14 protein-coding genes and 1 pseudogene are annotated in these 12916 nt (G+C 69.2%); 11 read left to right on the forward strand and 4 right to left on the reverse strand.

All coding sequences use genetic code 11. The features are described from left to right. Nucleotides 1–269, forward strand: a 269-nt coding sequence (locus ACWEK3_RS31150; protein ID WP_453251118.1) for a DUF418 domain-containing protein, incomplete at its 5' end; no start/stop codon positions are given. A 563-nt stretch (nt 270–832) separates the two neighbouring features. Here ACWEK3_RS31150 and ACWEK3_RS31155 read toward each other — a convergent pair. The 3 genes from ACWEK3_RS31155 to ACWEK3_RS31165 form a co-directional block, all read right to left on the reverse strand. Then, entirely contained in the window at nt 833–991 is a 159-nt protein-coding gene (locus ACWEK3_RS31155) for a CDGSH iron-sulfur domain-containing protein (RefSeq protein ID WP_450546582.1), read from the reverse strand. A gap of 67 nt (nt 992–1058) precedes the next feature. Continuing rightward, on the reverse strand, nt 1059–1754 hold the full coding sequence (locus ACWEK3_RS31160; protein WP_453251119.1) for a HemK2/MTQ2 family protein methyltransferase: 696 nt from the start codon (nt 1752–1754) through the stop codon (nt 1059–1061). Next, a complete protein-coding gene (locus ACWEK3_RS31165) occupies nt 1755–2768 on the reverse strand; it encodes an iron-containing redox enzyme family protein (RefSeq protein ID WP_450546571.1) in 1014 nt (337 codons plus the stop codon). A 114-nt stretch (nt 2769–2882) separates the two neighbouring features. On the opposite strand from ACWEK3_RS31165, the gene ACWEK3_RS31170 reads away from it, so the two are divergent. The 8 genes and pseudogenes from ACWEK3_RS31170 (at nt 2883) to ACWEK3_RS31205 (ending at nt 10124) form a co-directional block, all read left to right on the forward strand. Further along, entirely contained in the window at nt 2883–3758 is an 876-nt protein-coding gene (locus ACWEK3_RS31170; protein ID WP_453251120.1) for a patatin-like phospholipase family protein, read from the forward strand. Nucleotides 3759–3769: 11 nt separating this feature from the next. Beyond that, on the forward strand, nt 3770–4816 hold the full coding sequence (locus ACWEK3_RS31175) for a 1-acyl-sn-glycerol-3-phosphate acyltransferase (protein WP_453251121.1): 1047 nt from the start codon (nt 3770–3772) through the stop codon (nt 4814–4816). 275 nt (nt 4817–5091) lie between these two features. Further along, nucleotides 5092–5458: pseudogene (locus tag ACWEK3_RS31180) on the forward strand (transposase); the annotation flags it as partial. 403 nt (nt 5459–5861) lie between these two features. Beyond that, on the forward strand, nt 5862–6095 hold the full coding sequence (locus tag ACWEK3_RS31185) for a DUF6480 family protein (protein WP_450546574.1): 234 nt from the start codon (nt 5862–5864) through the stop codon (nt 6093–6095). A 658-nt stretch (nt 6096–6753) separates the two neighbouring features. After that, entirely contained in the window at nt 6754–7215 is a 462-nt protein-coding gene (locus ACWEK3_RS31190; RefSeq protein ID WP_453251122.1) for an ATP-binding protein, read from the forward strand. A gap of 545 nt (nt 7216–7760) precedes the next feature. Then, complete coding sequence (locus ACWEK3_RS31195; RefSeq protein ID WP_450546576.1) at nt 7761–7916, forward strand: DUF6131 family protein; 156 nt, start codon at nt 7761–7763, stop codon at nt 7914–7916. A 147-nt stretch (nt 7917–8063) separates the two neighbouring features. After that, nucleotides 8064–9173, forward strand: a complete 1110-nt coding sequence (locus ACWEK3_RS31200) for a PP2C family protein-serine/threonine phosphatase (RefSeq protein WP_453251123.1) — start codon at nt 8064–8066, stop codon at nt 9171–9173. A gap of 294 nt (nt 9174–9467) precedes the next feature. Beyond that, complete coding sequence (locus ACWEK3_RS31205) at nt 9468–10124, forward strand: maleylpyruvate isomerase N-terminal domain-containing protein (protein WP_453251124.1); 657 nt, start codon at nt 9468–9470, stop codon at nt 10122–10124. Between the two features lie 305 nt (nt 10125–10429). On the opposite strand, the gene ACWEK3_RS31210 is transcribed toward ACWEK3_RS31205, so the two are convergent. Further along, nucleotides 10430–11104: a hypothetical protein gene (locus ACWEK3_RS31210; protein ID WP_453251125.1), complete on the reverse strand. Its 675-nt coding sequence runs from the start codon at nt 11102–11104 to the stop codon at nt 10430–10432. A 321-nt stretch (nt 11105–11425) separates the two neighbouring features. On the opposite strand from ACWEK3_RS31210, the gene ACWEK3_RS31215 reads away from it, so the two are divergent. Beyond that, a complete protein-coding gene (locus tag ACWEK3_RS31215) occupies nt 11426–11662 on the forward strand; it encodes a hypothetical protein (protein WP_450546580.1) in 237 nt (78 codons plus the stop codon). A 45-nt stretch (nt 11663–11707) separates the two neighbouring features. Continuing rightward, nucleotides 11708–12598: an META domain-containing protein gene (locus ACWEK3_RS31220; RefSeq protein WP_453251126.1), complete on the forward strand. Its 891-nt coding sequence runs from the start codon at nt 11708–11710 to the stop codon at nt 12596–12598. Nucleotides 12599–12916: the final 318 nt, after the last annotated feature.

The raw sequence follows: 12916 nt of genomic DNA on the forward strand, positions 1-12916 counted from the left end.
TGGCCGCGACGGACGCCCTCCCACGGCTCCAGTCCCTGGCCCGGCCGGTCATCGCAGTCGGTTCCATGTCGCTGACCGCATACGTCTTCCACCTCTTCGGCATCCGGTTCCTGGGCATCGAGGAACTGCCCGGATCACCCCTGCACGTCCTGCTCGGCTTCATCGCGGCCGCAATGGTGTTCGCGACCGTCTGGTCACGCTTCCAGCAGCGCGGACCACTCGAATGGCTGATGACCAAGGCGACAGGTCTGGCCCGGCACATCCCCTGAGCGCAGAACCGGCCGAACCGACGCCCTTGACCCCCGGCGGTCGACGCCCCCTGGCTACGACCGCCGCGGTGCGCCGCGCGAGGCGTACGTCGTGCTGGGAACAGAATGCGGCGAGCCTGCGCCAGGACAGGGCCGTCGACCATCTTGCCGTCGAAGAGGAAGGCTCCGGCAGCGCTGCGCGCTCGCTCGTCGAGGAGGTTCGGGTCGCGGACTTCGACCCGATCTTCGCCGAGCTGACCAAGATCTCAGACGATGATCCCGGCGTCCTGTACCGGCCGGACTACCACGCGACAGGTCACCGCTCAAACTGCGCTACCGGATGCTCACCTTGCACAATCGCGCCCCATATTCGCAGTCGCGTATGGGGCAGCTGGTCGGCCCCTGCCGACGACCTGAACGTCATCCCGTTTCCCGGCGCAGCGCGTCCAGCGTCACGCCATCCTCGGCGGACTCATCCACGAGTACAGCGATGCATCCTGACGGAGATCACGGGGAACTGACGAACGCCCAGGTCAGAGGACGTGCGGACCTATGGCACCCCACACGGCCATCGTGGCCGCCCGCTACCCCCTGTCGCGATGACTGGTGTCGCACCACGGGTAGCGGCGGCTGCGGCGACAGGTGCACAGGGCGACGCGGAAGCGGTCCGAGAAGACGGTGCTGCCGTCCTCGAGTTCCACCTCGACCGGGCCGTCGACCAGGATCGGACCGCGGCGCTGCATCGTGACCCGGCGGGGCGGGTCGGGGCGCGCACCGGCGGCGGAGGTGTCCGGGCTGCCGCCCGGATTGTCATGCGGGTTGTCGAAGGGGACGTTCGGCACGGATGACCACCAGCTCTTCCTTCTCGTCGGCGGCTTCCTCCGCGGACAGCAGGCCGCGTTCCCGCAGCCAGCCACGCCGCGAACGCAATACGGGACCGAAGGCGATCCAGCGGCGGCGCACCACCGCGGCCTCGAGTCCGGTCGCGCGCAGCCGGTGCAGAGTGCGGTCGGGGCCGCTCAGCGCGGAGTGCACGATCAGCAGCACGCCCCCGGGGCGCAGCAGCCGGGGTGCGTCCCGGCAGATCCGGTCCAGGACGAGCCGCCCGTCGCGCCCCGCGTCCCAGGCGCGGCGCCTGCCGCGCGGCCCGCGCCGGCTATCAGGGGCCGGAACGTACGGCGGGTTGGCCAGGACCACGTCGAACGACCGTCCGCGCACCGGGCTGAAGAGGTTCCCGTGGTGGATGCGGACCGGAAGCCGGCTGAGCCAGGAGTTGAGCCGGGCGGTCCACACCGCGCGCCAGGAGACGTCCACCGCGGTCACCTCGGCGCCCCGCCGGGCGGCCACCAGCGCCAGCGCACCGCTCCCGGTGCCCACGTCGAGGACCCGTGCGCCCGGCTCCCACGGTTCGTCGGACAGGGCTTCGGCCAGCAGCGCGGTGTCGTCCTGCGGGGCGTAGACGCCCGGAAGTACCAGTGCGTTCACATCCGGCGGGTACCCCGGCATTCAGGTGATACCGGTCATTTCCACCGCGAGGGGTGTACGCAGAGACGACCAGCCGGCCCGCCAATCGGTGAGCAGCCGTCCGCCGAAGCGGTCCTCCAGGTGTCCGGTCGCGTCGATGCCGAAGGCCACGTCGGACGCCAGGTGCGGTTCTTGGGCCAGCAGCCCGCCGATGACGTCGTGGCGTACGACCTGCTCGTGCACCGCGTCCGCCTCCACGTGTTCGTCGTAGAAGAACCGCGCGGCCGGTCCGGCGCCCGTGCGGCGCATGGCCTCGGCCAGCCGGCGGGAGCCCGGGGAGGAGGTGATCTCGACCGCGGCGAAATGGCCCACCAGGGCTCCCCGCAGCTCGCGGTGCAGGCCGAACAGGGACATCAGGTTCACCGTCGCCAGGGCTTCCGCCGAGGCCGCGTCCAGATAGCGGCCGTACGTCGTGTCCAGGCCCAGGTCCCGCATCAGGTCGGCGAACAGCCGGGCGTGGACGCGCTCGGCACGACCGCCGCCCCACTCGTCGAACTCCACCGCCGCCATCGCCGCCTTGGCCCGGCCCCACAGGCGCGGCAGCACCCAGGCGTGCGGGTCGGCCTCCTTGAGGTGGTACAGAGAACGCTGTGCCGCGTACTCGCGCAACTGCCACAGCCTGCCCTCGTCCCGCAGGTAGTGGCTGACACTTGTGCCCTCGACCGGCTCGACGAGCAGGCCGGCGAGCGCGTCGTCCAGGCTGTCGTGCAGGGGCGTGTCGGCGCGCAGGGCGGCCAGGAAGCGGTGCTCCAGAGCCGAGCGGACCCCCAGCAGGCCGGGGTCCCACTCGTGCCGGGCGGCGACCTCCGCGAAACCGCGGTAATGCAGCTCGTAGCAGAGGTACAGGGCGAGCTGGAGATCGTCGCCGTACGGCGCCGCGCCGCCGGCGTCCTCGGCACGGGGCAGCGGACCCGTGCCCCGCAGGTACGCCGTCACGGCCGCGGAGACCGGCCCCCGGTCGGAAGGCAGCTCGGGTCCTCGGTGATCGTTGGCCATGGCGTCCGGGTACCCGCGACTTCCGGCGGAGCACCCCCGTCCTTCCCCGCGGACCGGCCCTATGAGTGCCGACAACCCCGCTATGGCGGCGCCGTTTCGGGGCACCCTTCGGCCATGGAGGACAGCCGGCTCACCCGCCCCCCGACCCGTGCCTTCGTACTGGGCGGCGGCGGTGCACTCGGCGCCTACGAAGTTGGCATGCTCAAGGCGCTCTTCGCCGCCGCCGTGCACCCGGACCTCGTCGTCGGCACCTCGGTTGGCGCGATCAACGGCGCCGCCGTCGCGGCCGAGCCGTCGCGGGCGTCGGTGGCCCAGCTCGCTGACCTGTGGACCGGCCTTGGGCGTGCCGGTGTGTTCTCCGGGTCGCTGCTCGGGCGGCTGAGCACGGCCGTGCGCAGTGGCACTCACCTGTACCACCCCACGCCGCTGCGGGAATTGCTCTCCTCCCACCTTCCGGTGACTGATATCGAGAGTTTGGCCCTACCGTTCCAGTGCGTCGCGGCGAACATCGAGCGGGCCGCCGAGCACTGGTTCGCCGCCGGGCCGCTGGTGGACGCGGTGCTCGCCTCGTCCGCAGTGCCCGGGCTGCTGCCGCCCGTCCGGCTCGACGGCGAGCACTTCGTCGACGGCGGCCTGGTCAACAGCATCCCCGTCGGCCGCGCAGTGGCCCTCGGCGCGACCGAGGTCTACGTCCTGCAGGTCGGCCGTGTCGAGCGAGCCCTGTCCCCGCCGCGGGCTCCCTGGCAGGTGGCACTGGTGGCGTTCGAGATCGCTCGCAGACACCGGTTCGCCCGCGACATGGCGGACCTGCCGCCCGGCGTTACGGTCCGCGTGCTGCCTTCGGGCTCGGGCCCCGAGGAGGGCACAGCCACTCTGCGGCAGTTGCGGTACCGCAGCTTCGGCCGGACTGCCGAGCGCATCGAGCGTGCCTACGCGGCCACCTCCCGGTACCTCGAGACCGCTCTCAGCGCACCCGACGGCGCGCCATGACCGATGCGGGTGTGCCCCGAATACGCCCGGCGCGGCTGACCGGTGCGGTGGTCACCGGGCTGCGCCGCACGACCACCATCGCGCTGCTGGTCGTCCTCGTCCCTACGGTGGCCGGGCTCCTCGTCGCCGCGGGCGTGATCTGTGCGCCGGTCTCGCTCGCCACGCGCGGCCCCTGGAGGCCGGTCCGGATCACCGGCTTCGCCCTGGTGTACCTCCTGGTGGATTTGGCCGGGCTGGTGGCCGCCGCCGGTCTGTGGGCGCGGCGGCTGCCCGACAGGCGGGACCGCCAGGAGCGGCGCGCCGCGGATGCGTTCGCCGTGCTGGAGAGGCTGCTGCGGCTGCTACGACGTGCGGGCGAGCGGGTCTTCCGGCTCCGGGTGGAGGTGACGCCCCCGCCGCCAAGCGCGACCGGAATCGCGGCGGCGCCGGTCCTGGTCTTCGTACGGCACGCGGGGGTCGGCGACTCCTTCCTGCTGCTTCAGACATTGCTCAGCCAGGTCGGACTGCGCCCCCACACGGTCCTGAAGCGGACACTACGCACCGATCCCGCTCTCGACGTCCTCATCGGGCGGGTCCCTCACTGCTTCCTTCCACCCTTCGGCGGACGGGCCGAGGACGCGATCGGGGGCCTGGCGGCCAGGCTGGGCCCGGGTGACGCCCTCGTGATTTTTCCGGAGGGCGGCAACTTCACACCGCGCCGCCGCCGACGCGCGATCGCCTCGTTGCGGCGCCGGGGGTTGCCGCGCCTGGCGTCCCGCGCGGAACAAATGCACCATGTCCTGCCGCCGCAGGACGCCGGCGCCCTCGCCGCGATCGCCGCCGCGCCCACGGCCGACGTGGTCTTCGTCGCCCACACCGGCCTCGACGTCGTCCACTCGGCGCGCACCGTTTGGATCCGGCTGCCGCTACGCGACAGTGTGCGGGTGTACTGGTGGCGCATACCCGCAAGGCGCGTCCCGCCGGGCGACGATGCCCGCAGCGAGTGGCTGCTCGCCCAGTGGGCCCGCGTCGACCGCTGGATCGCCGATCACGCCACCCCGGACGCGACGCACGCGTGAGGTCCAGAGCCGCACTCCCCCGGCCCCGGAATCCACCAACTCCCGCCCACGCAGGCGTCATCCACCTCACCCAGTGAAACGACAACGATCTTCACCAACCAGACGACACCATCAACACCAACCGCCCGCCACAACCCGTCCCGTCGAGGCCGTAAGCGCCGTTATGCTCGGCTTCGATGTCCCGTCGGGGGTATTCCTTCCGATGGCCTGCGTGGGCAGGTGCACGCGGGACTGTAAGACGTTCGGTGCAACTCCTGATCAAGGAAGATGCACCGATGACCAGAGAGAACGTGACCGAGCCCGAGAACGCCGAGTTGGCTGAGCCGCAGCCGTCGAAGTCAGTGGACGACCAGCTGATTGAGGAGTTGGTTGGCCGGGCCCAAGCGGAAGGTCTCCAGCTGACTGGCGAGAGCGGTCAGCTCCAGCAGCTCACCAAGCGCCTGCTGGAGTCCGCCCTGGAGGGGTGAGATCACTGACCATCTCGGCTATGACAAGCACGATCCGACTGGGAAGATCGGCGGCAACGGCCGCAATGGCACTCGCGCCAAGACCGTGCTTACCGCCATCGGCCCGGTCGAGATAGCCATGCCCCGCGTCCGCGACGGCTCCTTCGAGCCGAAGATCGTCAAGAAGTGGCAGAAGCTGGGGCTGGAGTGGGCAGCGGCGTAGGGGCCCTCACAAGGTCCGCTAGATCGTGCCTCGAGTAGCGACTTACAATTCCTTTCCGGACGCGTCTGGGTGTATAGATCCGGTTCGCACGGGTAGGCACCGGATAAGCGCCGAGTTGGAAGCCAGTCGGACCGAAGGACGACCCGCCAAGGCACTCGGCGAGCGAGCCGCGACGAATTCTCTTCTCACGGCGCAGCGCGGTTCTTCGTGTCCGCACCCGACGCTTTCCGGAGGCGACCACGTTCGTTTCGCATAGATATTTTCTCTCTGCGAGGAGTCTGGCCCTGGGGGGAGTCTGGAGAACGCGCTCGTCTCGAAGTTCGACCCAGGTGAGGCGAGGAGGGCAGGGGCCTGGCTTCCGGCGGATGAGGAGGACATGATGGCCGGAATCCATGAAGAGCTGCCGGACGAAGGTCTCTCCGTTCCGGGGGACACCCAGATGGCCGCCGGCGCCACACCGCCCGCCGAGTCAGGCGTTTCCGAACTCGGCCCCCCACAGGAAGCCCCACGGAGGAACTGGCGCCCGACACCCCTGACACCCGTCCTCGTGGTGTTTGTCCTGGTCCTGCTTCTGGTGGTGGCGCTGGCGATCTTCATGGCCGTGAGGTGAGAACAAGTCCCTGAGGAGATCACTGCCCGGGGAGTGGCTGAGGGGGAGCAGCTGTGGCCGGGCCCGTCGCGGGTACTCCGCTCGGCGCGGCGCCGTCGGGGTGACCCGTCCGGCGAACCCGCCGTGGGTAGCGGCGGAACTGTCGCCAATTTGGCGACGGGTCCTTCAGTACGTCCTCCGGGGCTGCTGTACGTCGGACAGGCCCTCGGGTTCCTCCCGTGCAGCGGCTCCTCAAAGCCGCTACACCGTGAGCCACAGGGGCCAGGAGCACGCGCCCGCGCGGGCGACGGAGCGGGTGCGCGGGGGGCGGTGGAGTCTGAGGATTATGCAGCGCAAGGCCGTGCAGGTCAGGTCACGAGCTCTGCGTCACCGCCCTGCAGACCGTCGCCGCGGTCGCCTACATCGAGGTGTAGCGGCACGGCGGGCGGGCCCGTGCACTCGCCACTGTCGTTAGGCGCCTGACCTGAGTACGGCCGCAGGCATAGCGGGTATGCGAATAATGTCCGCTTTTTTAGTCAGGGCCGCGGGTAGGCCACCGTGAAGAGGAGGATTGGCCTGAATCCCCATGGCGGCCGGGTCTCTTTACGCGGTTCAGCCGTCTTGCGGTCCGACAGGTACGCCGGTCGTGGGAGGCGCTATGAGGTGGTCCAGCCGAGCGATGACGGCCGAGCCGCAGGTACTGCCTCTGGGCCCGTGCCGCCGCGTCTTCAGCGTGCCGACGGAGCCGGCATCGGTTCATCAGGCACGCGTCTCCACGCAGGCAGCGCTCGCGGAGTGGGAAGTCGCGCCAGGTTCCGCCCTGGTGGACGCGGTGCTGCTGGTCGTCAGCGAGTTGGTCACGAACGTGGTGAGGCACACACATGATCGCTCTCCCAGCGCACAAGTCGTTATTACGGTGGGTGCCGATTACCTGGTGGTGGGTGTCGCAGACCGTGACCCGCACATTCCACCCACAACGCGCGCGGACGCAGGCGAGGGGCTACGCACGGTTGTCGACCTCGCCAAGCTGTACGGAGGCGGAGTGACCGTTGCTCCGGTTAAACACGGAGGCAAGATCATCTTCGTTCACTTCCGATACCCCGAAGCCCTTGCCTCCCACAATGCATCGCTCCAGCCGTGATCTGGTCTGCAGCTCCCCCTTTCCGCCTGTGTCCCGCTGCCTGACCATGCCTCCGGTGGTCCACGTAATCGGGAGTGGCTGGGCGATCGGGCGGGCTGCAGGAACCGTCCCGCCCTCGCACTTGATGGGCAAGGGCCAGCGCGCTTCGGCGGCTCCGCCGAGCCGACCAAGAACAGCAGGAAGCCGAGAAACGGCGCCGGGCCGCCGCTACGGCGTACTTGCCCGGGCCGAGGACTAAGCGCGTGCATCCGCGCAGGAAGTTGACCGTTCGACCGCACGCGCCAGGTAGTGCCAGCATCCGGTGCGCGCTGTGCGTAAAGAAGCGCCAGCCTGGTCCGTACCGGGTGCGGCTGAGGAAGATGAGGACGCGATTCGCACAGCGAACAAGCGGAGGGCACGTAAGACACGATCATGAGCCGAGGAGGGCAGGACGCCGCCAGCAGGCCACGCGTGGGCGGTCCGCGAGTTCCGCACGAAATGGGCCTATATCGCAACCAACCGGGCACATGGACGGTACTCCTCTTCCTGGACGATCGGAGGCCCTGGTGATTGCCCTCGGAGTCATCCTCCTCATCCTCGGTTTCGTGTTCGGCATCTCCATCCTGTGGACCATCGGGATCGTGCTGCTGGTGATCGGCGCCGTCCTGTGGGTCCTCGGAGCACTCGGACACGCCATCGGCGGACGACGCCACTACTGGTGATCGCACCGTGGTCCTCACCGCAGGTGAACCACGGCACTCACCGCGATTGGCTGCCGCCCCGGCGCCAACTCCGTTCGGCGGAAGCCCGAGACACGCTGCCGGCAGCGGCACCGTACGGACCGGCCTGGATCTGTAGGGGGAGAAAGCATGCGACTGCAGCCCCGGTTTCGCCGCCTCGGCGGCCCCTGGCAGGCCAGCGACGCAGTTCTGGCGATCCCGCTCGGGCTGATCGTCGCCATCCTGATCGCCGATATCCTGACCCCGCCCAACCTCCCACTAGGACCGCTGCTGATTGTGGCGCCCACGATGACCGCCTGGTTCGCTGGGCCTCTCCTCACTGGGGCGGTAGGCGCCATCGCCGTGGCGGCCCAGGTCGGTGCGGGCGTGGCACTCGGCATCCTGGACATGGCGTTCCTTGCGCAGGTTCTTGCCTTGGTGGTGGTCACGGTGCTCGTTACCGGGCTCTGCTACCTGCGAACCATGCACATCCAAGAGCTGGCGCAGGTACGGACGGTGTCCGAGGTCGCGCAGCGCGCGGTCCTGCGGCCTCTGCCGCACCGGATCGGCCCGCTGCAGGTTGCCTCCGCCTATCTGGCTGCCGAGGAAAATGCGCTGATCGGCGGGGACCTGTATGCGGCCGTCCGGACGCCTTCCGGCACCCGGCTGATCATCGGCGATGTCATGGGCAAAGGACTGACCGCTATCGGCGATGCCGCCCTGCTGCTCGGTGCCTTTCGGGAGGCCGCTCACCGGCGCGCAGAGCTGCCCGAACTCATGGCCCACCTGGAGCAGAGCGTGTGTGTGAATCTGGCCCAGCCCGCGGAGGGGGAAGAGGCCGGGGAGGGCTTCATCACTGCGGCAGTGCTCGACGTTCCCGACACGAGCCCCAAGGTGCAGATGGTCACCTGCGGGCATCCGCCCCCGCTGATACTGCACGCCCGGCAGGTCGCCGCGCTCCCCTCCGCCCGCCCCGCGCCTCCGCTCGGCCTGTGCGAAACGTTCAGCCCCGAGTACTTCGTGGACACCTTCGCCCTCCAGACGGGCGATCTCCTCCTGCTCTACACCGATGGCGTTGTCGAGGCCCGCAACTCCCACGGCGCCTTTTACCCACTCATTGAACGAGTCGCCAGGTGGCCCCAGAAGAGCCCGCCGGAGTTGGTCGACCGCCTCTGCGTCGACTTGCTTGAGCACGTTGGCGGACGCCTTACCGACGACGCTGCCGTGATTGCCATCCAGCGCACCCAAGACGCCGTATAGCTCTGCATGCGCACTACAGGGGACATCACAGCGCCCCGACAGCGGCGGTAGAAGTCCTGCAGCCAGCGGCGTGTGACGCAGCCAGCGGCGCGCCGGACGCGTACCGGTACGGCTTCGCGGGCGCCCGCCAGACCCTGCGTCCGCGTCATGATCCGCCGGATAGGCCCGCTTACGGGCTGCACCGCGATTGATCGCGGGGCAGCCCGTAAGACGGCGTGGAAGATCGGTCAGGTACACGAGCCAGCCGTCTGAATTCGCTTGTCCGCCGTTCCGAGTCCGGCTTACCGTGCCGTAGTGGATCTCTTCTCACACTCTTGGACAGCATTGCGCACGGCGGTCGCCGAACTACCGGACGAGGACTTCGAGCAGCCGTCCGGCTGTACCGGCTGGCTCGTGCGGGACCTGGTCTGCCACCTGGTCATCGACGCCCAGGACGTCCTGATCACCCTGGTCACGCCCACCGAAACCGAACCGACCACGGACGCGGTCACCTACTGGGGCCTCCTGGACGAACCACCGTCCGGCAAGGACCCCCTTGATGCGCTGATCCCCCGGCTGGCCGCCGCATACGGCGAGCCGCGGTGGCTCAAGTTCCACCTCGACGACGTGGGTTCCGCCGCGGGCCGAGCCGCCGAACTCGCCGATCCCACCCTCCGCGTCAGCACCCAGGACAAGGTGCTGACCGTCGGCGACTACCTGTCCGCGTACGTGCTCGAATGGACCTTGCACCACCTCGACCTGATCGCGCATCTGCCGTCGGCCGCCGAGCCGCCCGCCGAGACCCTCGTCGCGGCTCGCACGTCGCTGGAGAAGATCGCCGGGACCCCGTTTCCCGCCTCGTTCTCCGACCAGGACGCATTGCTGATCGGCACCGGACGTCGCACGCCGACCGACGCTGAGAACGCTGCTCTGGGCGATCTCGCCGCAAACCTCCCGCTCATCCTCGGCTAACGACGTTGTCGGCCGTTGAAGATCAGGCGCGTGGCCGTGACGTGGAGGGGACCGCACGGGTTCTTCGAGTGTGATCAAGAAGAGGTGGGCCCGTGCGGCCTTGTCTCATCCTGCCTTTACCGGCGTCTCCCGCACACATCTCGGCGATTTGATCGAGGAGTTGACCCCTCATCGTCCTGGCCCTGCTCGCCATCATTGGCCTCTTCGCCGCCTATACGGGAGGACACGCGGTCGCGCGCGCTCCCCCACTACGCCGCGACGGGGCTGCCGTCAGGCCTCGGAAGCCTGCGCCGGGGCCTGCCGCGTCATCCGGTGGAGCCGGCGGCACCGGGGGCTGTCGCGGGCACGGAGGGCAGGGAGGTGAACAGGTTCACCTCGACGGCCCCGGCGATCAGCAGGCCGATGACTCCCAGCGCCACCGCTCCCCAGGCGACGGCCTTCACCCAGGCGGCGTCGCCCCGCCCCGAGACGGGCTTGTGCCACAGCAGCACCGCAACCGCGACGACGACGGCGATCAGCGCGAAGACGCCATTGACGAGGGCGGTGGTGTGCCACGGGTCGCCGTAGATCGCGGCGATCTGGTTGGCAGGGGAGCTCGACTGGGATTCGATCTGGCCTATCAGCTGCTGGCGGGCCGACATCACGGTGCTGACCCACGTGCCGGTGAGGGAGGCGAGGCCTAGGCCTGCGGCGGCGACCGCAGCAGCGCCGAAGAGCAGGCCGGACGCGCTCCGCTCCGCGGCAGCCGCGGCATCGGCATCCGCCGCGTCGTCGTCCTCGCGCACGTCCTCGCCGAGGGCTTCCCCGTCGCCCGTCAGCGCCTCTGGGGCACTCTCGACCCGTACATCGGCTGTGTCGGCCGTCTTCTCGGTCACGGCATCGTCGGTCGCAGCCTCGCTGGCGAGGTTCCCGCGTGCCACGGCCTCCGCCGCGTCCCGCTCGGCTATTTCGTCCGAATTGTCTGTCCTGGTGGTGTCCATGGTCAGCGACCGTAGGGGCGGTTTCTGAGAGCTTGCTGAGAAATCAGTGTCTCAGGGGCCCCACGGACGAAGCGAGTTCAGATGTTCATCACCAGCGGCTAGTTCAAGAACAGCCCCGGTCCAAGAACCCGGCGGTGCGAAATGAAGCCGTGGAGCGTTGCGCGGGGTCGACGGCGGTCACTGCGGTGGCGTGCTGCACGAGCCGACCAGTGAAGCTCGATCCCCCACCCGTCCCCCAGGCTCCCCGTTGGATGGAAAGCCCCTGTTCGTCGGGCGCACACGCGGCCCGTTGTAAAGCTGCCGAGCTTTCGGCCCACCCGGGTGTCAGCGCTCGCATCAGCGGAGACGTACGTCGAGGTCGCGAGGACCGGACCGGGACGCGGTCACGAGCGGACGCGGCGGGAGCCGCACGCCGCGGCGCTGACCTGGGCGCTGTACCGCCTCCCGCTCGAGGAGGAGGAGTCCTTCCAGGGCCATGCGGCCCGCAGGCACGTATGTCTGACCTACCGTCGCATGAACGACTGGGAGGGGTGGGCGCGGCAACTTCCGCGGCCCTGACGGGACAACCCCGAACGTTGGTCGGAGGTCTGAATCATCATGCGCATGTACCGAACCGGCGCCCTCCTGGGCGCACTGCTCGTCGCTCTGCTCACCGTTACCGCGTGCGGTTCGCCCCGGGCGGGGAGCGGGGGGAAGGCCCTGGACCGTCCCACGCCGTGGACCGCGCCGAAGGGGCCGGGCGGTTACGGCGGGCTGCTCCTGGGCGCACGCTGGCGGGTGGACTGGGCCACCGTCGACGGGCGCAACATCGACGCACCGCCGAACGCCGGCGCATGGGTGGAGTTCGGCTACGACAACACAGCCGTGGGCGACTACGGGTGCACGCCGTTCATGGCGTCGGCCACGGTCACCGCCACGACGCTCACCGTCGGTGCGCAGGCGTCGAGGGCGGTGCCGGATGACGCGTGCCCGGCGAAGGAACGCGCCTTCGAGCAGCAGATGAGGAAGATCTTCACCGGCGGTCCGCTGGCAGTGGCCGAGCGGGTCGACGACTTGTCGATGACCCTGAAGAACCAGCAGGGCTGGTATGTCGCGCTGCAAATGCTGTGGCCTCAGGGGCTCTTCGAGGCACCGTGGCAACTCCAGTATCTGATCGTCGGCGACGCAACCGTCGCGATGACGGCCGCCAAAGAGGTCTACTTCGTCTTCCACCGGGATGGCACGGTCACCGGAAAGGGAGGCTGCAACGGCATCAAAGGCCGGGCCGCCTTCGCAGGCGAACACGTCACGCTGTACCCGCTCACCCGGACCACGCACCGGACCTGCTCACGGAAGATCATGTCCGAGGAGGACGACCTGCTCAACCAGGACCCACGCACGTTCACGGTCATGACCGGTTCCGGCATCAAGTTCGTGGACGAGACCCACGGCCTCAACTACTTCGGCTACCACTTCATCCGGCTGACCGGCACACCACCACGTCCAGGGGCCTAGATTCACAGTAGGCCCAGCTCGCTAACCGGCGGTGCGCACCCGGCCCCGGAGGGAGCCTCTGGGGCATCCATGGGAATCCAGGACTTTTTTGCGGCCGAACACCCTGGTCATGTGCTGACTGCCGCGCGGTCTGTAAATCTGCCGTGGGGCTGTCTCGGGGCCGTCTGACGGTGACCGGCGACAGCCACTATCGACCAGCAACGACCATGAGGGCGCGACTCACAGTCGCGCCCTCAGTGGTGTGTCTGCCCAGCTAGACCCAAGTGTCCAGCCACATTCGTGACCGCCAGGAGTCGATGGGAATCGACGTGCCCGTGT

It is taken from the genome of Streptomyces sp. NPDC004721 (assembly GCF_053601495.1).